General features: G+C 72.0%; 26 protein-coding genes. 20 read left to right on the top strand and 6 right to left on the bottom strand.

Going from position 1 to position 26,561, the window contains the following annotated elements; genetic code table 11:
* Positions 1-122: 122 nt before the first annotated feature.
* The 6 genes from CHC05_RS35225 (at position 123) to mutM (ending at position 4,068) form a co-directional block, all read left to right on the top strand.
* Positions 123-620, top strand: coding sequence for an SPFH domain-containing protein (locus CHC05_RS35225; RefSeq protein ID WP_089254969.1), 498 nt, complete (start codon positions 123-125; stop codon positions 618-620).
* 80 nt (positions 621-700) lie between these two features.
* The gene (locus tag CHC05_RS35220; protein WP_089254968.1) at positions 701-1,264 is read left to right on the top strand and encodes a YceD family protein; all 564 of its coding nucleotides are present in this window, start codon (positions 701-703) and stop codon (positions 1,262-1,264) included.
* A gap of 5 nt (positions 1,265-1,269) precedes the next feature.
* The gene (gene rpmF, locus CHC05_RS35215) at positions 1,270-1,443 is read left to right on the top strand and encodes a 50S ribosomal protein L32 (protein WP_089254967.1); all 174 of its coding nucleotides are present in this window, start codon (positions 1,270-1,272) and stop codon (positions 1,441-1,443) included.
* Positions 1,444-1,513: 70 nt separating this feature from the next.
* Complete coding sequence (locus CHC05_RS35210; RefSeq protein ID WP_089255032.1) at positions 1,514-2,467, top strand: phosphate acyltransferase PlsX; 954 nt, start codon at positions 1,514-1,516, stop codon at positions 2,465-2,467.
* Entirely contained in the window at positions 2,464-3,207 is a 744-nt protein-coding gene (gene rnc, locus CHC05_RS35205) for a ribonuclease III (RefSeq protein WP_089254966.1), read from the top strand. The genes CHC05_RS35210 and rnc overlap by 4 nt, the downstream gene beginning before the upstream one ends.
* A gap of 9 nt (positions 3,208-3,216) precedes the next feature.
* A complete protein-coding gene (mutM, locus tag CHC05_RS35200) occupies positions 3,217-4,068 on the top strand; it encodes a bifunctional DNA-formamidopyrimidine glycosylase/DNA-(apurinic or apyrimidinic site) lyase (protein WP_089254965.1) in 852 nt (283 codons plus the stop codon).
* Here mutM and CHC05_RS35195 read toward each other — a convergent pair.
* The 4 genes from CHC05_RS35195 to CHC05_RS35180 all read right to left on the bottom strand — a co-directional run bounded on the left by CHC05_RS35195 (position 4,065) and on the right by CHC05_RS35180 (position 8,512).
* Positions 4,065-4,760, bottom strand: coding sequence for a spherulation-specific family 4 protein (locus CHC05_RS35195; RefSeq protein ID WP_089254964.1), 696 nt, complete (start codon positions 4,758-4,760; stop codon positions 4,065-4,067). The two genes, mutM and CHC05_RS35195, sit on opposite strands and share 4 nt — an antisense overlap.
* Positions 4,757-6,193 (bottom strand): hypothetical protein, encoded by a 1,437-nt coding sequence (locus tag CHC05_RS35190; RefSeq protein WP_144022909.1) that lies wholly within the window; start codon positions 6,191-6,193, stop codon positions 4,757-4,759. The genes CHC05_RS35195 and CHC05_RS35190 overlap by 4 nt, the downstream gene beginning before the upstream one ends.
* Positions 6,190-7,614, bottom strand: coding sequence for a GT4 family glycosyltransferase PelF (pelF, locus tag CHC05_RS35185; protein ID WP_089254962.1), 1,425 nt, complete (start codon positions 7,612-7,614; stop codon positions 6,190-6,192). The genes CHC05_RS35190 and pelF overlap by 4 nt, the downstream gene beginning before the upstream one ends.
* Positions 7,615-7,711: 97 nt before the next feature.
* Positions 7,712-8,512 carry a CAP domain-containing protein gene (locus CHC05_RS35180; RefSeq protein WP_218824779.1) on the bottom strand — a complete coding sequence of 267 codons (801 nt, stop codon included), beginning with the start codon at positions 8,510-8,512 and terminating at the stop codon, positions 7,712-7,714.
* A gap of 266 nt (positions 8,513-8,778) precedes the next feature.
* Between CHC05_RS35180 and CHC05_RS35175 the strand changes: the two genes are divergently transcribed.
* The 5 genes from CHC05_RS35175 (at position 8,779) to CHC05_RS35155 (ending at position 14,093) form a co-directional block, all read left to right on the top strand.
* Positions 8,779-8,973, top strand: coding sequence for a hypothetical protein (locus tag CHC05_RS35175; protein WP_089254960.1), 195 nt, complete (start codon positions 8,779-8,781; stop codon positions 8,971-8,973).
* 257 nt (positions 8,974-9,230) lie between these two features.
* Positions 9,231-12,809 (top strand): chromosome segregation protein SMC, encoded by a 3,579-nt coding sequence (smc, locus tag CHC05_RS35170; RefSeq protein ID WP_089254959.1) that lies wholly within the window; start codon positions 9,231-9,233, stop codon positions 12,807-12,809.
* Positions 12,806-13,429, top strand: a complete 624-nt coding sequence (locus CHC05_RS35165; RefSeq protein WP_089254958.1) for an HAD family hydrolase — start codon at positions 12,806-12,808, stop codon at positions 13,427-13,429. Before smc ends, CHC05_RS35165 begins: the two co-directional genes overlap by 4 nt.
* Positions 13,430-13,473: 44 nt before the next feature.
* A complete protein-coding gene (locus CHC05_RS35160; RefSeq protein WP_144022908.1) occupies positions 13,474-13,752 on the top strand; it encodes a hypothetical protein in 279 nt (92 codons plus the stop codon).
* The gene (locus CHC05_RS35155) at positions 13,749-14,093 is read left to right on the top strand and encodes a type II toxin-antitoxin system PemK/MazF family toxin (protein ID WP_089254956.1); all 345 of its coding nucleotides are present in this window, start codon (positions 13,749-13,751) and stop codon (positions 14,091-14,093) included. The genes CHC05_RS35160 and CHC05_RS35155 overlap by 4 nt, the downstream gene beginning before the upstream one ends.
* Positions 14,094-14,100: 7 nt before the next feature.
* Here the strand turns inward: CHC05_RS35155 and CHC05_RS35150 are convergent, their stop codons facing one another.
* A complete protein-coding gene (locus tag CHC05_RS35150; protein WP_089254955.1) occupies positions 14,101-14,616 on the bottom strand; it encodes a DinB family protein in 516 nt (171 codons plus the stop codon).
* Positions 14,617-14,623: 7 nt separating this feature from the next.
* Positions 14,624-16,402 carry an alkaline phosphatase D family protein gene (locus tag CHC05_RS35145; RefSeq protein WP_089254954.1) on the bottom strand — a complete coding sequence of 593 codons (1,779 nt, stop codon included), beginning with the start codon at positions 16,400-16,402 and terminating at the stop codon, positions 14,624-14,626.
* Positions 16,403-16,538: 136 nt separating this feature from the next.
* Between CHC05_RS35145 and ftsY the strand changes: the two genes are divergently transcribed.
* The 9 genes from ftsY to CHC05_RS35100 all read left to right on the top strand — a co-directional run bounded on the left by ftsY (position 16,539) and on the right by CHC05_RS35100 (position 26,410).
* On the top strand, positions 16,539-17,681 hold the full coding sequence (ftsY, locus tag CHC05_RS35140; RefSeq protein WP_089254953.1) for a signal recognition particle-docking protein FtsY: 1,143 nt from the start codon (positions 16,539-16,541) through the stop codon (positions 17,679-17,681).
* Positions 17,682-17,687: 6 nt separating this feature from the next.
* Positions 17,688-18,590: an aminoglycoside phosphotransferase family protein gene (locus CHC05_RS35135; protein WP_425426893.1), complete on the top strand. Its 903-nt coding sequence runs from the start codon at positions 17,688-17,690 to the stop codon at positions 18,588-18,590.
* A gap of 159 nt (positions 18,591-18,749) precedes the next feature.
* Positions 18,750-20,123 carry an ammonium transporter gene (locus CHC05_RS35130; RefSeq protein WP_089254951.1) on the top strand — a complete coding sequence of 458 codons (1,374 nt, stop codon included), beginning with the start codon at positions 18,750-18,752 and terminating at the stop codon, positions 20,121-20,123.
* Between the two features lie 26 nt (positions 20,124-20,149).
* Complete coding sequence (locus CHC05_RS35125; protein ID WP_176984980.1) at positions 20,150-20,488, top strand: P-II family nitrogen regulator; 339 nt, start codon at positions 20,150-20,152, stop codon at positions 20,486-20,488.
* A 5-nt stretch (positions 20,489-20,493) separates the two neighbouring features.
* Positions 20,494-22,761 (top strand): [protein-PII] uridylyltransferase, encoded by a 2,268-nt coding sequence (locus CHC05_RS35120; protein WP_089254949.1) that lies wholly within the window; start codon positions 20,494-20,496, stop codon positions 22,759-22,761.
* A gap of 97 nt (positions 22,762-22,858) precedes the next feature.
* Complete coding sequence (locus CHC05_RS35115) at positions 22,859-23,749, top strand: ABC transporter ATP-binding protein (protein ID WP_089254948.1); 891 nt, start codon at positions 22,859-22,861, stop codon at positions 23,747-23,749.
* Entirely contained in the window at positions 23,739-24,560 is an 822-nt protein-coding gene (locus tag CHC05_RS35110; protein ID WP_089254947.1) for an ABC transporter permease, read from the top strand. The genes CHC05_RS35115 and CHC05_RS35110 overlap by 11 nt, the downstream gene beginning before the upstream one ends.
* 15 nt (positions 24,561-24,575) lie before the next feature.
* Positions 24,576-25,742 carry a sensor histidine kinase gene (locus CHC05_RS35105; protein ID WP_089254946.1) on the top strand — a complete coding sequence of 389 codons (1,167 nt, stop codon included), beginning with the start codon at positions 24,576-24,578 and terminating at the stop codon, positions 25,740-25,742.
* Entirely contained in the window at positions 25,739-26,410 is a 672-nt protein-coding gene (locus tag CHC05_RS35100) for a response regulator transcription factor (protein WP_245871378.1), read from the top strand. The genes CHC05_RS35105 and CHC05_RS35100 overlap by 4 nt, the downstream gene beginning before the upstream one ends.
* Positions 26,411-26,561: the final 151 nt, after the last annotated feature.

The raw sequence follows: 26,561 nt of genomic DNA, 5'->3' as shown, positions 1-26,561 counted from the left end.
TGCGCAGGCCCCTCGATACATAGGGCGACGCGCCGATCCGGAATGGGCCCGGTGTCGCCTCCGAGCCGCATCATGGATGGAGCAGCCGACCGGCCGCCGGCCGAAGATGACAGGAGAGTGCGGTGGATCCGTTCGAGCAGATCGACGAGATCATCGCGATTGTGGAGCACGCGCGCGCGGTCCCGATGTCGCGCAACAGCGCCATGGTCGATCGCGGTCCCATGATCGCCAAGCTTGACGAGCTCCGCGCCGACCTGCCCAGCGAGCTGCGGCGCGCGGCCGCGCTCCTCGACGAGCGCGACAAGATCATGGACGCCGGCAAGCGCGAGGCCGACCGGATCATCAGCGAGGGCGAGGCCGAGCACGCCCGGCTGGTGTCGGTCAACGAGATCACCGTCAGCGCCGAGCACGAGGGCGCCCGGATCATCTCCGAGGCGCGGGCCGAGGCGCAGCGGCTCCGGGAAGAGGTCGACGACTACGTCGACACCGCGCTCGCCAACTTCGAGCAGTTCCTCACCCGCGCGCTAGCCTCGATCGAGCGAGGGCGCGACAAGATGCACGCGCTGCGCGAGATCGGCACCTTCGTCGGCGAGGAAAACGAACGTCCACTGCCCTTCTGACCGGTTGCCGGCCCGATTGGCCTCGGCCGTCACGCCTCGGGTAACCTGGCATGTCGGCCTCGACAGGCCGGAGTCTGACTATGCCAAAAAACACGCAGCACAACCTCGACCCCCGCGCCCCGCTGGTTCTCGACACCCGAGAACTGCCACGGCGCCCTGGTGCCATGCGCACCGTCGAGCGCGTCGTCGCGGCACCGTCCGACCTCGGCCTGGAGATGATCGGTGTGCCGGAAGGCGCCGAGTTGGGTCTCGATCTGCGACTCGAGTCGGTGTCCGAGGGCGTGCTCGTCTCCGGGACGGTCCATGTCCCGATCACCGGCGAGTGCGGCCGCTGCCTGCGCCCGATCAGCGACTCCGAAGACGTCCCGATCCAGGAGCTGTTCGCCTACGAGCACAGCACCACCGACGAGACGAGCGACGAGGACGAGATCGGCCGGGTCCAGGGTGATCTGATCGACCTGGAGCCGGCGGTACGGGACGCGGTGGTGCTGGCACTGCCGACCAACCCGGTGTGCCGTGCCGACTGCCCCGGGCTGTGCCCCGACTGTGGGGGACTGCTCGACGAACTGCCCGCTGACCACAATCACGAGCAGGTCGACCCGCGCTGGGCGGCGCTGTCTGAACTTAACCGTGAAGGGAAGTAACTACCGTGGCCGTTCCCAAGCGCAAGATGTCGCGGAGCAACACCCGGTCGCGCCGGGCGCAGTGGAAGACCACGGCGGTCGCGACCGTGGCCTGCCCGCAGTGCAAGTCGCCGAAGCTGCCGCACGCCGCGTGCAGCGTCTGCGGCACCTACAACGGCCGTCAGGTCATCGAGGTCTGATCTCGGCGTGACGCACCCGACCCTCGGTCGGGCAGCGTCGGCGCCCGGCGACCCGGTTCCCGGACGTTCCCTGGAACCGGTCGCCGTGCGGATCGCCGTTGACCTCCTCGGCGGGGACGGAGCTCCCGCCGTCGTGGTTGACGGCGCTCTGCGGGCGTTCGCGGCTGATCCCGATCTGCGCCTCCTGCTCGTCGGCCCCGCTGAGGTGGCCGACGAGTTCATCGCGGCCATCCCGGCCGCCGATCGCCACCGCGTCTCCGTGCGCGCCCTGTGGGGTGCGGTCGGCATGGCCGACCCGCCGCAGCGCGGTGGCCGCTTCGACACCACCGTCCGCGGTGCCGCCCTGGCCGTCGCCGAGGGCGCGGCCGACGCGCTCGTCTCCGCCGGCGCGACCGGGGCCATCGTCACCGCGGCCGTGCTCAGCCTGGGCCGCTGGCCCGGCATCCGGCGTCCCGCGCTGCTCGCCACCATCCCGGCCATCGCCGGCCCCGTGACCCTGCTCGACGTCGGGGGCTCGCTGGAGGCGCGACCGATCACGCTGGCCGGGCACGCCCTGCTCGGAGCCGCGTACGCCAGCGTCGTGCACGACATCGCCCGCCCCCGCGTCGGCCTGCTCTCCATCGGCACCGAGCCCGGCAAGGGCGACCGCGCCCGGCGCAGCACCGACCCGATGCTGGCCGACCTCAAGCTCTGCGGCGACGCTCACTACGTCGGCCTCGTCGAGGGCTACGACGTCTCGTCCGGCGAGCGGGCCGACGTCGTGGTGACCGACGGCTTCACCGGAAATGTCCTGCTCAAAGGCATCGAGGGCGCCTACGCCATGGCCGGCGGACCACCGCCGGGCGGCGCCGCGCCGCGGGCCGCCGCCCTGCTCGGAGTGTGCGGCACCGTCGTGATCTGTCACGGCGGCGCGACCGGCGACGACATCGCGTCGGGCCTCGCCCTCGCCGCCACCCTGCACCGAAACCACGCGATCGCGCGTATCGCGACGGCTTTGGCCGACCTGATCGAGGTGACCACATGACTGACAAGCGCAGGCGACCACCGGTCGCGCAGCTGGAGACGGCGTTCGGCATCGGGTTCGACGTCGACCTGCTGGAGCGGGCGTTGACCCACCGGTCCTACGCCTACGAGAACGGCGGACTGCCGACCAACGAGCGCCTCGAGTTCCTCGGTGACTCGGTGCTCGGCGTGGTGATCACGACCGCCCTCTTCAACAACCACCCCGACCTGCCGGAGGGCCAGCTGGCCAAGCTGCGGGCCAGCGTCGTCAACATGCGGGCGCTGGCCGACGTGGCCCGTCGGCTCGGCCCGGGCGGGCTCGGCCCTTACCTTCTGCTCGGCAAGGGTGAGGAGACGACCGGCGGGCGCGACAAGAACAGCATCCTGGCCGACACCCTGGAGGCGCTGCTCGGCGCCATCTACCTCCAGTACGGCCTGGACACCGCGGCCGAGGTGATCCACCGGCTGTTCGACCCGCTGATGGCGGAGTCCGCCGGCCGGGGCGCCGCACTCGACTGGAAGACCAGCCTCCAGGAGCTGACGGCGACGCTGAGCCTCGGCGTCCCGGAATATCGCATCGACGAGGCCGGCCCCGACCACGCCAAGACGTTCACCGCCTGGGTCGTGGTGGCCGGCAAGCGCTACGGCGGCGCCGACGGCCGCAGCAAGAAGGAGGCCGAGCAGCGGGCGGCCGAGTCCGCCTGGCGGGAGCTGTCCGATCGGGTGACGGAGAAGGTGGCCGCACCGGCCGCCGCCGAATAGGTTTACCCGGTGCCCGAGCTACCCGAGGTCGAGACCGTCCGCAGCGGTCTGGAGAAGCACGTCGCCGACCGGCGGATCGCGTCGGTCGAGGTGCACCACCCGCGCTCGGTCCGCCGCCACCTGCCCGGCCCGCTCGACTTCGCCGGCCAGCTCGTCGGCCGCCGGGTCCTCGACGTCCGCCGCCGGGGCAAATACCTGTGGCTCCCGCTCGACAGCGGCGACGCGATCGTCGGCCACCTCGGCATGTCCGGCCAGATGCTGCTCCAGCCGGCCAGCACCCCGGACGAGACCCACCTGCGGATCCGCTTCCGCTTCGACGACGGCGATCCCGAGCTGCGCTTCGTCGACCAGCGCACGTTCGGCGGCCTGTCGGTCTCCTCGGGCGGCGCTGACCTGCCCGCGGAGATCGCCCACATCGCCCGGGACCCGATCGACCCGGAGTTCTCCGACGAGGGTTTCGCCGCCGGCCTGCGCCGCCGCCGCACCGAGGTGAAGCGCGCGCTGCTCGACCAGACGCTGATCTCCGGGGTCGGCAACATCTACGCCGACGAGGCGCTGTGGCGGGCGCGCCTGCACGGTGCCCGGCCCACCGACCGGCTGACCCGGCCCGCCGCCCTGCGCCTGCTCGGACACGTCCGCGACGTGCTCGAAGAGGCGATCCGCGCGGGCGGCACCAGCTTCGACGCGCTCTACGTCGACGTCAACGGCGAGAGCGGCTACTTCGAGCGGGGCCTGAACGCGTACGGCCGGGAGGGCCTGCCCTGCAACCGCTGCGGCGCGCCGATGCGCCGCGAGGCGTTCATGAACCGCTCGTCGTTCTCGTGCCCGAAGTGCCAGCCGCGACCCCGTATCGCGGCTTAGCCGGGCACCACGGCCAGCGGGCGCGGTGAGTCCGACGGCAGGCCCTGCCACGGGTTCGGCGGCCAGCGGTCGGTGACCAGGCCGAAGCCGGCACCGCGCCAGGCCATCACGCGGCGGGCGTGTTCGAGCTGCCACGGCGGCACGCTGTGGATCAGGTGGCCGTCGCCGGGCAGCGCGCCCTCGCCCGTCCACTCCTGGTAGTCGTCCCAGGCGCCTTCGTACACGCAGATCGGCACGCCGAGGTCCCGGTAGACCGGCTCGGGCGGCGTGCCGGGGTTGAGCACCGTCGCGAACAGGCCGGCCCGGCGGGCGACGCGCACCGCCAACGCCACCGGGCCCATGCCGAACGCGCCGGTCGGGCACTGGTCGAGGAAGACACCCGACATCGGGTACGCGGTCCAGCGGTCGACGTCGTCGAGGATGTCGGCGATCGGCCGGGCCGAGTAGCCCAGGTCGACGTAGCCGAGCATCGGCACGCCGTCCCGCGCGAGCCGGGCGGTCGCCGACAGGTACGACTCGTCGGGCGCGGCACCCGGCCCGTCCTGCACGTTGACGATCACGGTGGTGCCGGCCAGCGCGTCCGGGTCCCAGGCCTGCGGGTCCTCGTGCGGATGCACGTAGAGCGGCACCAACCTGGTCGGCGCCGGCCCGGCGGTGGAGGCGCCGGGCACCCGGCGAGGCAGCTCGATCATCGGTAGCTCCCGGAATGGAAGACGGTGTGTGCGGTGGCGGCGAGGCCGAGCACCGAGGTCGCGGCCAGGCCGGCCACCGTCGCGGGCAACAACACCTGGATCAACGACTCGGCGCTGCCCGTCGGCACGGCCACCAGCCAACCCGCTACCGGCACCACCGCGAAGGCGACGGGCGCCAGCGCCAGCAGCGCGGCCAGCACCAGCCGACCGCGCGTCGCCAGCAGCAGCGTCGCCGCCCAGACGCCGGCCAGCAGCAGGCCGGCCGCCGCCGACAGCACCAGCGTGCGCGCGTCGGGGTGGCGGGACAGCTCGTAGGGCAGCCGGAAGGCCGCGAACACGAGCGCGGCTCCGATCGCCAGCGGCGGCACCAGCGCGGCGAGGGTGACCACGCCCAGCGCCCGCAGGTGCCGGCGGTAGGTGGCGAGGTCGTCGTAGAGGTCCAGGCCGGCCGCGGCGCCGGCGGCGTGCCAGCCGACGAACAGCTCGATCAACGGCACGGCCAGCAGCAGCGGGACCGCGGCCGCCCCGGCACCCGCCTCCAGCCGGGATACCAGCAAGAACGCGCCCGCCTGCCCGGCACCGATCAGCAGGTACGCGGCCACCGCGCCGTACGGGGTGCGCACCGGCATGCGGGCGCCGGGTGGGTCGCGGCGCAGCGCCGGTGCGAAGGCGCGTGCGGCGGCGAGCCCGACCGCGGCGCCGAGCACCCACGTGTAGCGCTCCGGCAGCAGCCCGGCCAGCAGCGCGAGGCTGACCAGCGAGACGGGCACCGACCAGCGCAGCACCGCGCCGACCCGGTCCCCGACCAGGGCGGCGGCGACGGTGGCGAAGGCGACGAGCCCGACACCGCAGACGGCGTACGCGACCGCGCGCGCACCGACCAGCCAGCTCGGACCGAGGGCGACCAGGGCGCCGCACCCGGCGGTGCCGACCAGCAGGCCGAGCCCGAGCCGGCGCAGCGCCGAACCGATCGCACCGTGCCCGGCGCGGGCGTACCCCGCGCAGGCCAGCGCCTGACCGCCGGACCAGCCGAGCACCAGCGTGATCGCGAGCAGCGGCCAGCCGACCCGGTCGAGCGTCGCGCCGCCGGCGTTGGCGGCCAGGGCCGGTGTCAGGAACAGGGCCGCGCGGGCCAGCGCGGCGCGGGCGAACGGGGCCATCGCGGGCCGGCGCGGTCGCGCACCCGGGTGGCCGCGCTGGGCCCAGAGCTGGGCCAGCACCGCCTCGCCGAGCGCGAACACCGTCGGCACGCCGTACCTCACCTGCGCCTGCCTGTCGCTGATGCCGGCCGCCTCGATGGTCGCGACGAGCTCCTCGACGTCGACCACCAGCACGCGGCCGGCGAACCGCTCGGCCAGATCGGCGATCGACCTCGGCGGGGGGCCTTTTGGCGCTGGGACGCTGCCTACCGGCCCGATCGTCGGTGCGCTCATGCCGCTCTTACGTCCGTGTAGAGCTGGCGGTAGGCGGCCAGCATCCGGTCGACGGTGAAATGCGTGAGGGCCCGGTCCCGGCCCTGCGCGCCGAGCTTGCGTCGCCGCTCGCCGTCGCCGAGCAGCTCCAGGCAGGCCTGGCCGAACGCGACCGGGTCGCCGGGCGGCACGATCAGCCCGGTGCCGCCGACCACCTCGGACACCCCTCCGACGTCGGTGCTGACCGTCGGCCGGCCGCACATCATCGCCTCGATGATCGTGTACGGCAGGCCCTCGGAGATGCTCGACAGCGCGACCAGGTGACCGTCCGCGTACGCCTGCCGGCTGCACGTCACCGGGCCGGAGAGGTCGACCGCCGCCCGCAGGCCCAGCCGTTCGATCAGCGCGAGGCAGCTCGCCGCGTACTCCCGGCCGGTCTCGGGCACCGGGCCGGCGAGCCGCAACCGGGCCAGCGGCTCCGCGTCGCGGATGGTGCGCATCGCCCGGATCAGCGTGTGCAGGTCCTTGAGCGGGTCGATCCGGCCGACCCAGGTGACCGTCGGCACGGTCGGCTCGGTGGCCAGCGGCGGGTAGCGCAGCGGCTCGACCCCGTTGGGCACCACCACGACCTTGGCCGGATGGGCGCCGAGCCGCAGCTCCCACCGCTGGTTGAAGCGGCTGACGGAGGCGACCAACGCGGCCTCGTCGTAGCCGAGCCGGGCCAGTGCCCGGTAGAACCGCAGCACCACCGTCTTGACCGCGAGCGGCATCCCCGCGCCGTACTCCAGATAGCGTTCGCGCAGGTAGACGCCGTGTTCGGTGAGCAGGTACGGCGTGCCGGCGCGCCACTTGGCGGCCAGCGCGACCAGCACCGGCAGGCCGGCGGCGGCCGGGTGGCAGAGATCCACCCGGGGAGTGCGGCAGGCCAGCGGCCGGACGGCGTGCTCGAGCAGCACCGCGGCGGACCGGGCGTCGCGCAGCGACAGCCGGGGCAGCGGCGGGCGGCCGGCGGCGGGTCCGGCGGAGGCCTGCCAGGCGTCGAGCAGCACCTCGGGCAGTTCCGTGCCGAACAGCGGGTGCGTGCCGTCGCCGGACAGCTCGGTCAGCCGGCGCAGCCCGTCGGCGAACATGCCGGCGCTGTGCGGGTCGTCGCCGAGCAGTCCGCGGCAGAGCAGCACGGCCGCGGCGGACGCGGCGCGCCGGCGGCGGTGCCGGGCGATCCCGCCGGAGACCATGATCGGTCGGTCCCACACCGGGTACGTCTCGACCGCGGTGACGGAGGGCGGCACCGGGTAGGCGGGCTCGCGCGGGCCACCGTGGCCGGTGAGGGCGACGACGTGGAACTCGTGCCCGTCGAGCCCGTTGAGGATCTGGTGGCACCAGGTGCCGACGCCTCCGGGCGCGTACGGGTAGGTGCCTTCGTTGATCAGTGCTACGCGCACGACGGGACTCCGTGCGCCGCGGCGGCGGCGGTCTGGGTCATGCAGAAGGCAACGACCCAGCGCCGCGCCGACTAGTGCGATGTCGACTAAGCGACAGCTACTTCACTGATCCGAACATCTGCGTCCAATACGGACTGCCGTCGGCCGCCTTGGCCAGGCCCACGCCGATCGCCTTCGCGCTGCAGTTGAGGATGTTGGCCCGGTGGCCGGGGCTGTTCATCCAGCCGTCCATGACCGCGGCGGCGTCGCGGTAGCCCATCGCCACGTTCTCGCCGATCGCGTTGTCGTAGCCGGCGGCCTGGGACCGGTCCCACGGGCTGCTGCCGTCGCTGCCGTCGTGCGACATCGTGTTGTGGTCGGCCTGGTCGATGCTGTGCAGCTGGGCGGCCTCGGTCAGCTTGGCGTTGACGGTGACAGCGCCGCAGCCGTTCAGCGCGCGCTGCCGGTTGGTCTCCGCCACCACCTTGGCCTGCTCGGACCCGCCGGCGCCGGAGACCGAGACGGTGTTCCCGCTGGTCGTCGACCGCTTGCTCGGCGACGAGGTGGTCTTCTTCGGCGCGGTGGTCTTGCGCACCGTCGGCTTCGGCGACGGGGGAGCGGTAGGGATGACCTCGACCGGCGCCGGCGACGGCTCGGACAGCGCTTCGTCGCCGTAGGCGTCGCTGTCCGGGCCGTCCTCGCCACCGCTGGTGTCGGCGTCGAAGGCGCTGTCGCCCGGGCCGGCGATGGCGCCTTTGGTGGAGCTCTTGGAGGTGCCGATAAAACTTGATGGCAACAGTGCCGCTCCGGCGCCTAAACCGCCTAGAATGATCATGACGACAAAGGCGAGGCCGAGAGGCCCGAATGTACGCCGTGCGTTTCGGTGCTTTCCTGTGCCGGCGTGCTCGGTGTCCTGCACTCGGCCCTCCTAACGCGACCCCTTTGGGTCGAACCTGTTGCATCAAGCCAGGTCGGGACGCTATACGTGACCTGCTGAATCGGGCAATCTGCCTAAGGAATTCCTAAGGCTTTCTTGTTGCGCTTGACGAACGCGGGCCGCAGGCGGAACATGGAGGTGTCGCCAGTCGCGCCCGATCGTGCCCACTTGTGCCCGTGGGCAGACGTCGCGAGGCATTGGGCGCGCGTTGGCCGGCCATTTCCGGCTGCGCTTTACAAGGAGACGATATGGCGAAGGCCCTCTACGGCCACGTGGGTTCGGCGCCCGACCGGCGTCTACTCGACGAGGTCACCCGATTGCGTGCCCGGGTTCAGGCGCTCGAGTTCGAGATCACCAGGTTGCGTGCCGAAAACGACCGGCTCGCGGCGGCGGCGGCCGAGGCAGACGGTCTGCTCCGGCTCCCGGAACCCGCACTGACCTGATCTTGACGGCCGGCAACAGCCGGCCCGCGTGACCCGCACGCACCACCAGAAGCGCGCCGCCACCCAGGTGTCGGCGCGCAGCTTTTTGCCCTCCTGAGGTGTGGGCGTGTCGCCGGCATCACCCGTACGACGGATCCATACTGCCGGGAAGCTACCGGGCCTGCGGGGGGAGGCCGGGATACGCTTGCGCCGGAACACGAAGAGTTGGACACCCACGTGAGCCCCGACGGCGGGCCGTCGGACGAGGATTCGATTAGGTGCATCTCAAGAGCTTGACCGTGAAGGGCTTCAAGTCCTTCGCCTCCGCGACGACGTTGCGGCTGGAGCCGGGCATCACCTGCGTCGTGGGGCCCAACGGCTCCGGCAAGTCCAATGTGGTCGACGCGATCTCCTGGGTGCTGGGCGAGCAGGGCGCCAAGGCCCTCCGCGGCGGCAAGATGGAAGACGTGATCTTCGCCGGCACCGCCGGCCGGGCGCCGCTGGGTCGCGCCGAGGTCACCCTGACGATCGACAACCAGGACGGCGCACTGCCGATCGACTACACCGAGGTGTCGATCACCCGCCGGATGTTCCGCTCCGGCGAGAGCGAGTACGAGATCAACGGCAACTCGTGCCGGCTGCTCGACATCCAGGAGCTGCTGAGCGACTCCGGCATCGGCCGCGAGATGCACGTGATCGTCGGCCAGGGCCAGCTCGACGCCGTGCTGCACGCCAAGCCGGAGGACCGCCGGGCCTTCATCGAGGAGGCGGCCGGCGTCCTCAAGCACCGCAAGCGCAAGGAAAAGGCGCTGCGGAAGCTCGACGCGATGCAGACCAACCTCAACCGGCTCACGGACCTGACCGCCGAGCTGCGCCGCCAGCTCAAGCCGCTGGGCCGGCAGGCCGAGGTGGCCCGGCGCGCGGCCGGCATCCAGTCCGACCTGCGTGACGCCCGGCTCCGGCTGCTCGCCGACGACCTGTTCACGCTGCGCACCACCCTCGACAAGGAGATCGCCGACGAGGCGGCCCTGCGCGAGCGGCGGGAATATGTGGAGGACGAGCACGAGCAGGCGCAGCGCCGGCTGACCCAGCTCGAGGCCGCCCTGGCCGAGGACGCGCCGCTGCTCGCGGCCGCGCAGGACGCCTGGTACAAGCTGTCCGCGCTGCAGGAGCGCTTCCGGTCCACCGAGCAGCTGGCCAGCGAGCGGCTGCGCCACCTGAGCGCCACCCCCGACGACGAGCGCCCCGGCCGCGACCCCGACGAGCTGGCCGCTGAGTCCGAGCGCATAAGGGCACAGGAGGACACGCTCCGCGCCGCCCTCAAGGACGACCAGACCCACCTCGCCGAGGCGGTCGAGTCCCGGCAGGCGCTGGAGCGCCAGCTCGCCGCGGCCGAGCAGGCGCTGCGCGCGGCCGCGAAGGCGATCGCCGACCGCCGCGAGGGGCTCGCCAAGCTCACCGGCCAGGTCAACGCCGCCCGCGCCCGCAGCAGCAGCGGCTCCGAGGAGATCGAACGCCTGGCCACGGCGCACGCCGACGCGCAGGCCCGGGCCCAGCGGGCGCAGGCCGAGGTCGACGCGGTCGCGGCGGAGTCGTCGGAGGCCGACCTGGCCGACGCCGACCTGGACGCCCGGCACGACGAGGCCGTGGCCGCGCACGAGGCCGCCGCGGCCGAGGTCCGCGAGCTGACCAACCGCGAGCGGATCGCCGAGAAGGACGCGGCGACCTGGAAGGCCCGCGAAGAAGCGCTGTCACTCGGCCTGCGGCGCAAGGACGGTGCCGGCGCGCTGCTGAGCCGGGCCGACCAGGTACCCGGCCTGCTCGGCAGCCTGGCCGGCATGCTGACCGTCGAGCCGGGCCACGAGGCGGCGCTGGCCGCCGCGCTCGGCGCGCTCGCCGACGCGGTCGCGGTCGCCGGCGTGGACGAGGCCGCCGAGGCGATGCGCTACCTCAAGATCCAGGACGCCGGGCGGGCGTCGCTGCTGGTCGGCACGCCGGCCGGCCCCGGCATGATCGGTTCCCCGGACACGCTGCGCCCGGCGCTGCCCGACGGTGCGCGGTGGGCGCCGGACGTCGTCCGCTGCGACGAGCGGATCCGGCCGGCCGTGCACTGGGCACTGCGCGACGTGATCCTGACCGGGAGCCTGGAGCTGGCCACCCGCGCGGTGGCCGACAACCCGCAGCTGCGCGCGGTCACGCCGGACGGCGACGTGGTCGGCGCGTACGCCGCCGCGGGTGGCTCGGCCAAGGCACAGAGCTTCATCGAGCTGCAGGCGGCGGTCGACGAGGCGGCGACCAACCGGTCCACCGCCGAGGAGCAGATCGAGCAGCTCCGCACCCAGCTCGCCACTGCGCGGGCCGCGGTCGCCGGGCGCAAGGAGGCCGTGCAGGTCACCGAGCGCGAGAAGCGGGCCGCCGAGGGGCAGCGCAACGCCGCCGCCCGCCGGCTCGCCGAGCTCGGCGCCGCCGCCCGGTCCGCCGCCGCGGAGACCGAGCGCCTCGGCGCTTCCCGGGCCCGGGCGCAGGAGGCCCGCGACCGGGACCTGACCGCGCTGGCCGAGCTGGAGACCCGGCTCGAGCTGGCCGAGACCACCCCGATCGACGAGGAGCCGTCGACCGAGGAGCGCGACCAGCTCGCCGCGATGGTGCCGCAGGCGCGGCAGAACGAGATGGAGGTGCGGCTGTCGGTCCGCACCGCCGAGGAGCGGGTCGCGTCGATCGCCGGCCGCGCCGAGTCGCTGGCCCGCCAGGCCGCCGCCGAGCGCGCCGCCCGCGAGCGCACGGCCGCGCGCAAGGCCGCCCGCGTCCGTGGTGCCGGCATCGCCCGTGCCGTGGAGATCGGCGCCCGCGAGGCGCTGGCCCGGGTCGCGGTCTCGCTGGCCGCCGCCGAGGAGACCCGCGACGCCGTCGCGTCCGCCCGGTCCGCCCGCGAGGCCGAGTTCCAGGAGGTGCGCGCGGCGGCCAAGCGGCTCGCCAGCGACCTGGAGCGGCTGACCAGCGCGGTGCACCGCGACGAGGTGGCCCGGGCCGAGCAGCGGATGCGGATCGAGCAGCTCGAGATCAAGGCCGCGGAGGACTTCTCGCTCGACGTCGAGACGCTGGTCGCCGAATACGGCCCGGCGCAGCCCGTACCCCCGACGCAGGTTGCTCTGGCCGCGGCCGCCGCGGCGGGTGAGCCAGAGCCCGATGCGCTGCCCTACGACCGGCCGACGCAGGAGAAGCGGGCCGCGAAGGCGGAACGCGAGCTGGCCCTGTTGGGCAAGGTCAACCCGCTGGCGCTGGAGGAGTTCGCGGCGCTGGAGGAGCGGTTCAAGTTCCTCTCCGACCAGCTCGAGGACCTCAAGAACACCCGGCGGGACCTGCTCACCGTGGTCAAGGACGTGGACGACCGGATCCTCGAGGTGTTCACGAACGCGTACCACGACACGGCCCGCGAGTTCGAGCAGGTCTTCACGGTGCTGTTCCCCGGCGGCGAGGGTCGCCTGGTGCTCACCGACCCCGAGGACATGCTGACCACGGGCGTCGAGGTCGAGGCCCGCCCGCCGGGCAAGAAGATCAAGCGGCTCTCGCTGCTCTCGGGCGGTGAGCGTTCACTGACCGCGGTGGCCATGCTGGTCGCGATCTTCCGGGCCCGCCCCAGCCCGTTCTACATCATGGACGAGGTCGAGGCGGCGCTGGACGACGTCAACCTCGGCCGGCTGATCACGCTGATGGCCCAGCTCCGCGAGAAGAGCCAGCTGATCATCATCACCCACCAGAAGCGCACGATGGAGGTCGCCGACGCCCTGTACGGCGTGACCATGCGCAACGGCGTCACAGAAGTGATCAGCCAGCGACTCGGCGGCGAGGAGGACTGATGCGCCCGAAGGCCACCGCGCTGCTGGTCGACCTGGACGGCACCCTGCGCCGCTGGGACCCGGCCGTGATCCACGGGATCGAGGCGGCGCACGACCTCAAGCCCGGCGCGCTCTATATGGCCGCGCTGGACTGGTCGCGGCTGATGCCGGCGATCATCGGCGAGATCACCCACGACGAGTGGGCCGACGTGATCGCGGCGGAGCTCGCCGACCAGACGGGCGACCCGGACCGGGCGCGGGCCGCGGTCAAGGAGTGGGAGCAGTACCGGGGCACCGTCGAGCCGGGGCTGCTGGCGCTGATCCGGGAGGCGCGGGCCGCCGGCATCAAGGTCGGGCTGGCCACGAACGCCACGGATCTGCTTCCGGCCGACCTGCGTACGTTGGGCCTGGTCGATGAGTTCGACGCGGTGATCAACTCGTCGGAGCTGCGGATCCCGAAGCCGGCTCCGGAGTACTTCGGCGCGGCGTGCCTGGCGTTGCGGACCCCGCCGCGGAACGTGTTGTTCGTCGACGACAGTGAGCGCTTCGTGCTGGGGGCGCGCGCCGCGGGGCTGGCTGCCTATCGCTGGACCGGGCCGGCCGACCTTCCCTACATCCGAGCGGCACTCAATCTGGCATAGCTTTAGGCATGCGATCATGAATGCCTCCCGCTACCCTCATCGATATGGGCAAGACCACGATCAGCGTCGAATCCGCCACTCGTGACCGACTAGCGGCATGGGCAGCCCGACATGGTCGACCGATGGGGGAGGAGATAGAAGTGTTGCTGGACATCGCTGAGCGCAATGAGTTCTGGGAGAAGGTCTCGATCGGCTATGCCGACGGCTATGCCGGTGGCGATGACGATGAGTTTCCCGAGTACGCAGACCTACCGGCCGTCGGTCCCTTCCCGACGCCGCCGGAGATGATCGACGATGTGCCGTCGACCGTGCATGACCGGTGAGAGCGGGCACCCTCTACATCGCCGACCTCGGCGAACGGCACATCCGTGGAGTGGAGCAGGTTGGGCGACGTCCCGTCCTGATCGTCCATAGTCATGACTACGCGCGCATCCCCAACCTGGCGCTGATCTGCCCGCTGACCTCGACCAACCGTGGCGTCCCGAATCACGTGCCTGTCGTGCCGGACGCGGAAAACGGCCTGCATACTCCGTGCTTCGTGATGACAGAGCAGATCCGCGCCATTGACCTGCGCTACCTACACCGGCATCTCGGCCGCGTCGGCAAAGACGTGCTCGCCGAGGTCTTGACCATCCTCACCGACCGGCTGATCGCCCGCCGCTGAGCACGGGTCAGTCGCCGGTTTTGCCGTCCAGGCGTTCGCGCAGCAGGTCCGCGTGGCCGTTGTGGCGGGCGTACTCCTCGATCATGTGGGTGTAGACCCAGCGCAGGTTGATCGTGCGGTCGCGGGTCGTGTCGAAGGTGTGGTCCAGCGGCAGATCGGCCACCAGGGCGTCGGCCTTGGCGCACTCCGCGCGGAACGTCGCGAAGTCCGCCTCGGCCGACTCCGCGGTGCCGTCGTTGAAGTCGCCGTCCAGGTTGTCGTCGGTGTAGAAGAGGTTCTCGTGCGCGGCGCCCGCCGCGCGGTGGAACCAGCTTCGTTCGACGGCCGCCATGTGCCGCACCAGGCCGAGCAGGCTGAGCGTCGACGGCTCGACCGTCCGGCGCGTCAACTGCTCGGCGGTCAGACCCTGGCACTTGAAGAGCAGGGTGTCACGGTGCAGGTCGAGCCAGCCCTGGAGCATGGTGCGCTCGTCGGCGACGTACGGCTCGTTGCGGCGGTCGATGTCAGGGGCAACCCAGGTCATCGGGGCATCATGCCGGTTCGGTGGCCGGCACGCCGCCCGGTTTCTGGGTCGGCACCGGGGGCTGCGGCTCGGCGGGCTCGGTCAGCGGCAGCGACGCCACCCGGGTCAGGACGCCGTCGGGGCGGGTGCCCTCGATGGTGACCGCGGCCGAGACCCCCGATAGCGAGAGCGTGCTCACCGCGTTGCCGAAGTACGGGCCGGCCAGCTTGCGCCAGCCGATGCTGTTCTTGCGTACCCGGGCCGTCTTGGCCAGGGCCCGGACCAGCGCCGACGGGCCGCGCCACCAGCCCAGCGTCATCACCGGCTTCATCACCGCCGGCACCGCGTTGTGGATCGGCGAGCAGGTGAGCTGGTGCACCGGCGTGTTCACCTCGTGGTCGCGGAAGCGGACCCGGGCCACATAGGAATGGTGCACGTCGCCGGAGAGCACGCTGATCGACGCCGGCGCGGGATAGGCCGGGCCGGCACCGACCCGCTCGCCGCCGGTCGTGCGCGGGCCGGAGCCGATCCGGGCGAACAGCTCGGCCAGGTCCTCGAACGAGCGCTGGAACGCCGCCCAGTGCTCCAGGTCGACGGCGCGGCGCACCCGCTCGGCGGCGCTGGCCACGAAGCCGCGGTCGGAGGCGGCCAGCCGCTCGTTCCACGCCTCCAGGTGGTGGATGCCGTGCGGCAGCAGCCACGGCAGCGACGAGCCGACCACCAGGTGGTCGTAGTCGCCGTGGGCCTGGTCGAGGAACCACGACCACTCGCCGGGCGGCAGCATCGCCCGGGAGTCGGGGTCGAGCACCCGGCTGCACCGGTTGTCGAGCACGACCAGCCGGGTCCGGCCGAGGTCGACGCGGTACGACCACTGATATTGGGTCGCCCGCCAGCGCTCGGTGTCGTGCGCCGCGTCGGCCTCCTTGTCGACGCGCTCCCCGAACTCGCGCAGGATCTCGGTCGCGTCGCCGGAGCCGACCACCTTGGGGTAGAGCGCGTCGGTGGCCAGCTCGTCGGGGTGCAGGTTGCCCAGGTGCTGGTAGACCCAGTACGAGGCGAGCCCGCTGGTGATCCGCTCGGCCCACCACGGCTGCTCGCGGGCCGCTACCCGCCACGACGCCGACGAGTTCCAGTCGTCGATGATCTCGTGGTCGTCGAAGATCATCACGCTCGGCACCGTCGACAGCAGCCAGCGGATCTCCGGGTCGCGCCATGACTCCAGGTAGAGCTGGGTGTACTCGTGGAACGTGACGACCTGGTGCGGCGGCGCGTCGGTCAGCTTGGCCTTGCGCCGCTTGCGCTGCTTGCGGAGGAACCGGCGTACCTCCTGGGAGGTCATGTCGGCATAGACCTGGTCGCCGAGCAGCACCAGCAGGTCGGGCCGGACCCCCTCGTCGGCCATCAGTCGCCGCGCGAACGCGTCCAGCGCGTCCGGGGGAAGTTTGTGCCCGGTCGAGCGCGGTGTCGCCTCCCGGCACGATCCGAAGACCAACTTGACCGGTTGGCCCTGGTCGTCACCCATGCGGGTGCGGATCACACTCCCGGGGTACGCGGAGTCGGGCTCCGGCCACACCTTCTCCTCGTCGACGAACACCTCGTACGGGGTGACCGCGTCGGCCGGCAGCCCCTCGACGACGACCAGCGCGTAGTGGTGGTCGAAGGCGGTGAAGGTGTTTGCGCTACCTTCCGCACCTCCCTCCGCACGCACCGTGACGAGCGCAGGCGTCGCCGTCTCGACCCAGATCGTGGCCCGGGTGTCGACGACCCGGCGGAGCACCGGACCGATCAGCAGACGTGCGGTCGACATGCGTTTCCTACCTCCAGGACGGAACAGTGACCGGGACCATCCTTTCTACCCAGGGTGCCCCGGCGCCATAGCCGAAGGCGCGACACCTCACACCGGCCGCCGCAGGGGTCCGCGCGCGGCATGTCAGGATTTCGGTATGGAATACGTGATCCTCGGAATCGTTCTGGCCGGCGTGCTGCTGCTGGCCGGGGTCGGCCTGCTCGTGCCCCGGCTGCGCCGCCGGGTGCCGCCGGCCCCGCCACGCCCGACCGGAGCACCCGAGGAGTCCGCCGAGGAGGCCGGTGGTGTCGGCATTCTGGCACCGGAACGGCCGGCCGAGGCGCCCGAAGCGCCCGCCCCTCCCACGATCGAGACCCCGGCGCCCACCGCCGGGCGGCTGGTCCGGCTGCGCGGGCGGCTCTCCCGCTCGCAGAACGTGTTCGGCAAGAGCCTGCTCTCGGTGCTCTCCCGGGACCGGCTCGACGACGACGCCTGGGAAGAGATCGAAGACAGCCTGATCGGCGCGGACGTCGGCGTCGAGGCGACCGGCGAGATCGTCGGCCGGCTCCGGGAGCGGGTCAAGGTGCTCGGCACCCGCACCCCGACGGAGCTGCGCGCCCTGCTCACCGCCGAGCTCGTCGAGGCGCTCGACCCCACGCTGGACCGCTCGCTCAAGGTCGGCGGCAAGCCGTCCGTATTGATGGTGGTGGGCGTCAACGGTTCCGGAAAGACCACCACATGCGGCAAGATCGCACGGGTGCTGATCGCCGACGGGCACTCCGTGTTGCTGGGTGCCGCCGACACGTTCCGCGCCGCCGCCGCCGAGCAGCTGGCCACCTGGGCCGGCCGCGTGGGCGCCGAGGTGGTCCGCGGCCCCGAGGGTGCCGACCCCGCCAGCGTCGCGTTCGACGCGGTGAAGAAGGGCGTCGACACGGGCGTCGACACCGTGCTGGTCGACACCGCGGGCCGCCTGCAGAACAAGGTCGGCCTGATGGACGAGCTCAGCAAGGTCAAGCGGGTGGTCGAGAAGCACGGCCCGGTCGACGAGACGCTGCTCGTGCTCGACGCCACGACGGGTCAGAACGGGCTCGAGCAGGCCCGGGTGTTCACCGAGGTGGTCGACGTGACCGGTGTCGTGCTCACCAAGCTCGATGGCACCGCCAAGGGCGGTATCGTCATCGCCGTGCAGCGCAAGCTCGGCATCCCGGTCAAGCTGGTCGGTCTCGGCGAGGGCCCGGACGACCTCGCACCCTTCGAGCCGGCCGCCTTCGTCGACGCCCTTGTTGGCACGGACGCGTAACCTCGGGTGTCTTACGACTGGCAGGCCTCCGGGCTCGGGAGACCGTTTGTGGGCTCGCCTCGCGAGCCCAACAGCCGGCTCAGCACTCAGTCACCAGTGACGAGCGGAGCGAGGAACGCGGTGACGCAGCACGAAGTTCCCCTGCGCGGGGGAAACGTCAGCACCGTGGTGCGCGTCGGCGACACCGTCCGGCGTAACGCCGGTCCGTGGACCCCGTCCGTGCACGCGTTGCTGCGTCACCTCGAATATGTCGGTTTTACCGGCTCACCACGCGTGCTCGGCATGGACGAGCGCAACCGCGAGGTGCTCTCCTACCTCGAGGGGGAGTGCGGCGAGTACCCGCTGGCCCCGCACTGGGTCACCGACGAAGCGCTGATCACGGTCGCGACGATGTTGCGGATGTTCCACGACGCGCAGTACGGCTTCGCGCCGGAGCGCAACGCGGTCTGGCGCTCGTTCGGGCCGCCGCCGCCGGACACCGAGGTGATCTGTCACCACGACGCGGCGCCGCACAACGTGATCTGGCGTCCGGACGGCACTCTGGCCTTGATCGACTTCGACCTGGCCTCGCCCGGCGCGCGGATCTACGACGTCGCCTACGCGGCCTGGACCTGGGTGCCGCTGTTCTCCGACCGTGACTCCTACACGCTCGGCTGGAAGCGGCCCAACCGGCCGCAGCGCCTGCGGATGTTCGCCGACGCGTACGGGCTGATCCCCCGCGACCGGCACCGGCTGGTGCGCACGATCCGCAAGCGGATCGTCGACCACGTGGAGGGCATCCGCCGGATGGCGGCCGCGGGCGACCCGGCGTTCGTCCGGATCGTGCACAAGGGTCACCTTCGGCGCCCGATGCGTGATCTCCGCCTGCTCGACTACGAACGCCACACCTTGGAATACGCACTGCGTTGATCGCGGGTTTCTTCACACGTACGAAACAACCCGTCACGATGCGGTAACCGACTCGCGACCTTGCGCGAAACAGCGGCCCGGGAGGCTTCAGCCCGAACCGGCTGTCGGGCGACGCTGCTCTGCCTGCCGGAGGGAGGAAACCTACCGAGAGGAGGCAGCGTGGAGATCGACACCGGGAACACCGCCTGGCTACTTCTGTCGTCCGCGCTGGTGCTGCTCATGACACCGGGTCTGGCGCTGTTCTACGGCGGCCTCAACCGGTCCAAGGGCGTACTGAACATGATGATGATGAGCTTCAGCTCGATCGGGCTCATCTCAGTGCTTTGGGTCATCTACGGCTTCACCTTGTCATTCGGCTCCAACGGCAACTCCGGGCTCAACAACGTCATCGGCAGTTTCACCCAGTACCTCGGCACCGAGACGAACTTCCTCGGTGACATCTGGGGAACGACCGGCATTCCGGTGTACGTGTTCCTCGTGTTCCAGATGATGTTCGCGGTCATCACCGTCGCTCTGATCAGCGGCGCGGTATCCGACCGGATGAAGTTCGCCGGCTGGCTGCTGTTCGCGGGCGCGTGGTTCACGCTGGTCTACATCCCGGTCGCCCACTGGGTCTGGGGTGGCGGCTTCATCGGCGCCAAGATCAAAGCCTTGGACTTCGCCGGTGGTACGGCGGTGCACATCAACGCCGGTGCGGCCGCGCTCGGCCTGGCGCTGATCCTCGGAAAGCGGATCGGCTGGCCGAAGGAGAGCACCAAGCCGCACAACGTGCCGCTGGTCGCGCTCGGCGCCGGCCTGCTGTGGTTCGGCTGGTTCGGCTTCAACGCCGGCTCGGAGCTCACGGTGGACGGCACCACGGCGGTGGCGTTCCTCAACACCCAGGTCGCGACGGCGGCCGGCGTACTCGGCTGGATCATCGTCGAATGGATCCGAGGCGGAAAGCCGACCCTGGTCGGTGCCTCGTCCGGTGCGATCGCCGGTCTGGTCGCGATCACTCCGGCGTGTGGCTTCATCGCCCCGATCCCGGCCGTGATCGTCGGTGCCATCGCCGGTGCGGTCTGCGCCCTGGCGGTGAGCCTGAAGTACAAGCTCGGCTTCGACGACTCGCTCGACGTGGTCGGCGTGCACTTCGTCGGTGGCTGGATCGGCTCCCTGTCGATCGGCTTCTTCGCGACCACGCAGGTCAACGGCGCCATCACCGACGTGCTGGGTGCCAGCAACGGCCTCTTCTACGGCGGCGGCGCGACCCAGCTCGGTCGCCAGTTCGCCGGCAGCGCGATCGTCACGGTGTACTCGCTGGTGCTGGCGATGGGCATCGCGTGGGTGGTCAAGAAGGTCATCGGCCTGCGTACCTCGCCCGAGGCCGAGGTCGAGGGCATCGACGTGGCTGAGCACGCCGAGTCGGCGTACGACCTGTCGCCGGCCGGCGGTGGCGGCTCCGCCAGCGCGTTCCAGCTCGCCGGGATCACCACGGCGAAATCGAACAGCGACGTTCCAGACGAGAAACCGGTCAGCGAGAAGGTCTCAGGCTAAGTTTTCTAGCGATGGAGGGGTTGGATATGAAGCTGGTGACCGCGGTCATCAAGCCCTACCAGCTGGACGCGGTCAAAGAGGCCTTGCACGCCCTCGGCGTGGCTGGCCTGACCGTCAGCGAAGTGCAGGGCTACGGCCGCCAGAAGGGGCACACCGAGGTCTACCGGGGTGCCGAGTACACGGTGGAGTTCCTGCCGAAGATCCGGGTCGAGGTGCTGACCGACGAGATCGACGTCGACAAGGTGGTCGACGCGGTCGTCACGGCGGCACGGACCGGCAAGATCGGTGACGGCAAGGTCTGGGTGACGCCCGTCGAGGACGTCGTCCGGGTCCGCACCGGCGAGCGCGGCCTCGACGCGCTCTGAGTGGCATGACGACGACCGGGGGATCGGCGCCAGCTTCGGCTGGAGTCGGTCCCTCGGTCGCTCCTGTTGTTCCTCCCGTTCCTGACGGCATCGGGGCCGCTGCCCGGGACGCCCGCGCGTCCGCGTTGGACGCGTGGCTCCGGGAGTTGTTTCCCGCCTCGGTTGCCGGCGTCGCGCTGGTGGCCGTCGGCGGTCTGGGGCGGCGCGAGTGCGCCCCGCACGCCGACCTCGACCTGGTGCTGCTGCACGCGGGCGTGCCCGGGATGGACGAGCTGGCCGCGTCGCTCTGGTATCCGATCTGGGACGCCAGGCTCGGCCTCGACCACTCCGTGCGGACCCTGCCCGAGGCGCTGTCCGTCGCGCACGACGACGTGAAGGTCGCACTCGGGCTGCTCGACGCCCGGCACATCGCCGGCGACGCCGACCTGACCGCTTCGCTCGCCGCCGCGGCCGCGGACCAGTGGCGGCGCACCGCTATCCGGCAGCTTCCCGCGCTGCGTTCCGTGACGACGGCCCGCTGGGAGGCGCACGGCGAGCTGGCTTTCCTGCTGGAGGGTGATCTCAAAGAGGCGGCGGGCGGGCTGCGCGATGTCGGTGTGCTGCGCGGCATCGCGCGCTCCGGTGTCACCGACGCGCTGCGGCCGGCCGTCCGGGCCGCGCACCTGCGGCTGCTGGACACCCGCGACGCGCTGCACATCGCGGTCGGTCGGCGGGTCGACCGGCTCGTGGCACAGGAGCGCTTCGCGGTGGCGGGGTTGCTCGGCCTCGACGACGGCGACGCGCTGCTGCGGCGGGTGGCCAGTGACGCGCGTACGGTCGCCAACGCCCTCGACGACGCCTGGCGGGCCGCCGACCGGGTCCGGGTGATCCGCCGGCGGGGCGGTGACGGCAAGCCGCTGCGCCGCCCGGTCGCCCGCGACGTGGTCGAGCAGGACGGCGAGCTCGTGCTGGCCCGCACCGCGATCGGGGCCCGGCCGGACCCGTCGCTGTCGTTGCGGGTCGCCGCCGCGGCCGCCACGACCCGCCTGCCGATCTCCCGGGCGACCTGCGAGTGGCTGGCCGCGTACTGCCCGCCGTTGCCGTCGCCCTGGCCGGCTTCCGCGCTTGCCGCGCTGATCACCCTGCTGGGCTCCGGTGCCGGGTTGGTGCCGGCCTGGGAGACCTGCGACCGCTACGGGCTCGTCGACGGCTGGCTGCCGGAGTGGGCCCGGATGCGCAGCCTGCCCCAACACAACCCGGTGCACCGGTTCACCCTCGACCGCCACCTGGTGCAGGCGGCGGCGGAGGCGACCGGGTTCACCCGCGAGGTCGACCGGCCCGACCTGCTGCTGCTGGCCGCGTTCCTGCACGACGTCGGCAAGGGCCTGCCCGGCGACCACAGCACCGCCGGCGCGCCGGTCGCGGCCGCCGTGGCCGCCCGGATCGGGCTGCCGGCGGCCGACGTCGCACTGATCGAGAAGCTGGTCCGGCTGCACCTGCTGCTGCCCGAGGTGGCCACCCGCCGGGACCTCTCCGACCCGAAGACGATCGCCGCAGTCGCTTCGGCCGTCGGCGACGCGACCACATTGGACCTGCTGCACGGGCTGGCCCGGGCCGACGCGCGGGCCACCGGGCCGGCCGCCTGGTCCGACTGGAAGGGCCGGCTGATCGACACGCTCGTGCGCCTAACCCACACTGCGTTGGACACCGGCGTGCTGCCCGCGCTGCCGACCCCCGACCCGGCGTTGGTGGAGGGGCCGCTGCCGGCCGTACACCTCGACGGTGACCGGGTCGCGGTGGCCGCGGCCGACCGGCGCGGGTTGCTGGCGGCAGTGGCCGGGTGCCTCGCGCTGCACCGGCTCGACGTGCGGGGGGCCGACGTGTCCACGGTGGAGGATCGGGCGCTGGTCGAGTTCGTCACGTCTCCGCGCTATGGCACTTCGCCGGATCCGATCGCGTTGGCCAACGACCTGCGGCGGGCGGTGGCCGGGGACGTGTCGGTGACGCAGCGGCTGCGGGGTCGGGGTGGCCGGTCGGCCGGTTCCGGGGCGCCGCCGCGGGTGGTCTGGCACCGGGACGCGGCGACCGACGCGGTCGTGCTCGAGCTGCGGGCCGCTGACTCGCCGGCCCTGCTCTATCGGGTGGCCAGCGCGCTCGACGAGGCCGGGGCATCGGTGCGGGCCGCGCGGATCTCCACCCTGGGTGGCGACGTGGTGGACGCCTTCTACCTGGTCGGCATCGGGGCGGGTGAGGCCGCCGTCGAAGCGGCTGTGCTGGCTGCCGCTGCGTCCTGAGGCGGCGCTTTCGGGCGCCTTTCTACGCTGCCGGGCGTACGCGGGATGCCGCTCGCGCACTGACGCTCTTTGCCGGTTCTGCGGGAAGCCTGTGGGCATGGAACCGGTGGTGTGCGAAAAGCTGACGAAACGGTACGGCGAGGTGGTCGCCGTGCAGGATCTGGATCTGTCGGTCCGGGCCGGTGAGGTGTACGGCTTCCTGGGCCCCAACGGCGCCGGGAAGACGACCACCCTGCGGATGCTGCTCGGCCTGGTGCGGCCGACGAGCGGGCGGGTGCTGCTGCACGGCCGGCCGCCCGGTGATCTCTCCGGCGTCGGCGCGCTGATCGAGGGGCCGGCGTTCTATCCGTACCTGAGCGGGCGGGACAACCTGCGGGTGCTGGCCCGCTACGCCGGTGTCGACGACCGGCGGATCGACGTCGTGCTCGACCTGGTCGACCTCACGGATCGGGCGCGGCACAAGTTCGCCACGTACTCGCTCGGCATGAAGCAGCGGCTCGGCGTCGCGGCGGCCCTGCTCAAGGACCCGCAGCTGTTGATCCTGGACGAGCCGACCAACGGGCTCGACCCGGCCGGCATGGCCGACATGCGCACCCTGATCCGCCGGCTCGGGGCGGCCGGATCGACGGTGTTGATCTCCAGTCACCTGCTCGGGGAGGTCGAGCAGATCTGCGACCGGGTCGGCATCGTCGCACGGGGTGCGCTGGTCGCGGAGAACACGGTGGCCGAGCTCCGCAGCGGCGCCGGGCTGCGGATTCTCGCCGCGCCGCTGGACAACGCGGTCGCCTGGCTGCGCCTGCTGCTCGGGCCCGCGGCGGTGGCGGTCGTGGACGGGGCGCTGGACGTGACCGTCTCGCCTTCGCGGGCTGCGGAGATCAACGAGTCGCTGGTCAAGGCCGGGATCGCGGTCAGCGAGCTGCGTACCCGTGAACGTGATCTGGAGCAGGTCTTCCTCGAGCTCACCGGAGGCGAGAGCAATGGTCGGTAGTTTTCGCGCGGAGCTGCTGAAGCTGGGTAAGCGGCCGGCGACCTGGCTGCTGCTGGGGATCGCGTTGACGCTCGGGGCGCTCTTCGCCTATGTGATTCCGTATCTCGGTGCCACGTCCGGCACCACCGGTGCCACCGCCGACCGGGGCCTGGCGGCGACCCTGCCGGCGAACATCGTCGGCAACACGCTCGGCGGCTACCCGGTCTTCCTCGGTGCGCTGCTGGTCGTGCTGGGTGTGCTGTTCGTCGGCGGCGAGTACGGCTGGGGTTCCTGGAAGACCGTGCTCACCCAGGGGCCGTCCCGCACGACGGTGCTGTTCGGGAAGTTCGGCGTGCTCGCGGTGGCCGCGCTCGGCTTCGTGCTGGCGATCTTCCTGATGGGCACGGTGGCGAGCGTGTTGATCGCTCTGGCCGAGGACGCCTCTCTGACGTTCCCGTCGGCGTTCGACATCGTGCGGGGCATCGGCGCCGGCTGGCTGATCGCGACGATGTGGACGATGTTCGGGGCGGTGCTGGGCATCCTGCTGCGCGGCGTGGCGTTGGCGGTCGGGCTCGGGCTCGTGTGGATGCTGGCCGTGCAGAACCTGATCTCGCAGTTGGCGGCGCCGCTGCTGCCGTGGGTGGACAGCGCGCAGCGGGGGCTGCCCGGGCCGGGTGCCGGGGCGCTGGTGGCCGCGCTGGGCGCGCCGACCGGCACGCCGGGTGTCTCGGCCTTGATGGGCGGCGGGCCGGCGACGCTGGTGGTGGCGGCGTACCTGGTCTTCTTCCTGGCGCTGGGGGCGGTGGTCCTGCGCCGCCGTGACATTCTCTGACGTGTGGAGGCTGTGATGAGCTCGTCTGCCCGCCGGGGCGCCGCGCGGCGCTGGGTGGCGGACGGGCTCGTCACGGCGTTCCTGCTGCTCATTGGTGCCTTCGGGTCACATTTCGCGCAGGAGAACCAGCAGGCGACCGGAACGCTGCGGACGCCGCTGGACGCGCTCGCGTACGGGCTGATCTTCGCGGCGGCGGCGGTGACGCTCGTGCGGCGCCGGTGGCCGGTCAGCACGCTCGCCGTCGTGGCCGGGATGACCGCGGCGTACCTGATCATCGGTTTCCCCTACGGACCGATCTTGATCACGTTGGCGGTGGTCATCTACACGATGGCCGAGGAGGTGCCGCTGCGCCGTGCGGCCTGGCTCTGCGGTGGCGCCTTCGTACTCCTGGCGCTCCACGCTTTCGTGCCCTTCACGGACCCGACCAACACGAAGTTCGGCGGCCTGCTGCCGGCGGCGGCGTTCGTGGCGGTGCCGTTCGCGATCGGGGTGACGGTCAAGGTGAGCCGGGAGGCGGTGCAGCGGTCCCGGGCCGACGAGGCGCGCCGGATCGCGGACGACGAGCGGCTACGGGTCGCCCAGGAGGTGCACGACGTGGTCGGGCACGGGCTGGCCGCGATCAACATGCAGGCCGAGATCGCGTTGCATCTGCTGCCCCGCAAGCCGGAGGAGGCGGAGGCCGCGCTGACCCGGATCAGCCTCAGCAGCAAGGCGGCGCTCGACGAGTTGCGGGTCACGCTGTCGGTGCTGCGCTCGCGCGGCGAACGGGCGCCGGCGCCGGGGCTGGCCCAGGTGCCGGCTCTGCGGGACCGGTTGGCGGAGTCGGGGCTGCCGGTGTCGCTGTCGGTGGTCGGTTCGGCGTTTGAGCTGCCGCTGGCGGTGGACCTGGCGGCGTACCGGGTGGTGCAGGAGTCCTTGACCAACGTGCTGCGGCACGCGGGGGCCGCGAGCGCTGCGGTGGTGATCACGTATCTGCCCGCGTCGGTGGAGGCCGAGGTGACGGACACGGGCCGTGGTGGGGTGGTCGGTGACGTCCCTGGCCATGGCCTGCAGGGGATGCGGGAGCGGGTGACGGCGTTGGGTGGGACGCTCACGGCCGGGCCGCTGGCTGCGGGCCGAGGCTGGCGGGTGCACGCGTCGTTGCCGGTAGGGGCTGGGTTGTCGTCGGACGAGGATCGGTGAGTGCCGTGGAAGAGATCGGTGTGCTGATCGCCGACGACCAGGACCTGGTGCGAATCGGGCTGCGCTCGCTGGTCGAGGCGGAAGACGGAATGCGAGTGGTAGGCGAGGCCGCCGACGGCATCGAAGTGGTAGCGACCGCCGCGGCGACGTCGCCGTCGATCGTGCTGATGGACGTACGGATGCCCGGCATAGACGGCATCGAGGCGACCCGCCGGATCGTGGCGGACCCGGCGCTGGAGCACACCCGGGTGATCGTGCTGACCACGTTCGAGCTGGATGAGTATGTGTTCGACGCGCTGCGGCACGGAGCCAGCGGCTTCTTGACCAAGGACACCAAGCCGGCGGAACTGCTCCGCGCGATCCGCCTGGTGGCGGCGGGCGAGGCGCTGCTGTCGCCGTCGGTGACCAGGCGGGTGGTACGCGAGTTCTCCACCCGACCGGCGCGGACGTTGAAGCCGCACCCGCAGCTGGGCACCCTGACGGACCGCGAACGCGAGATCGTCGGCCTGGTGGGTGAAGGCTTGTCCAACGAGGAGATCGCGGGGCGGTTGGTGGTCTCGCCGGCGACGGCTCGGACGCACGTAAGCCGCGCAATGATCAAGCTGGGCGCCCGGGACCGGGCGCAGTTGGTGGTCTTCGCCTATCAGTCGGGGTTGGTCGCCCTCTGAAGGTGTCGCGTTGCACTGCATGCGGTTAGCCGCATCGCTGCTGCGCGAGCAGACTTCGGCGCACGGCGCACGGCGCACGGCGCACGGCGCACGGCGCACGGCGCACGGCGCACGGCGCACGGCGCACGGCGCACGGCGCACGGCGCACGGC

It is taken from the genome of Asanoa hainanensis, assembly GCF_900188485.1.
GTDB lineage: Bacteria > Actinomycetota > Actinomycetes > Mycobacteriales > Micromonosporaceae > Asanoa > Asanoa hainanensis.
This window is presented reverse-complemented; position numbering and strand designations above follow the sequence as displayed.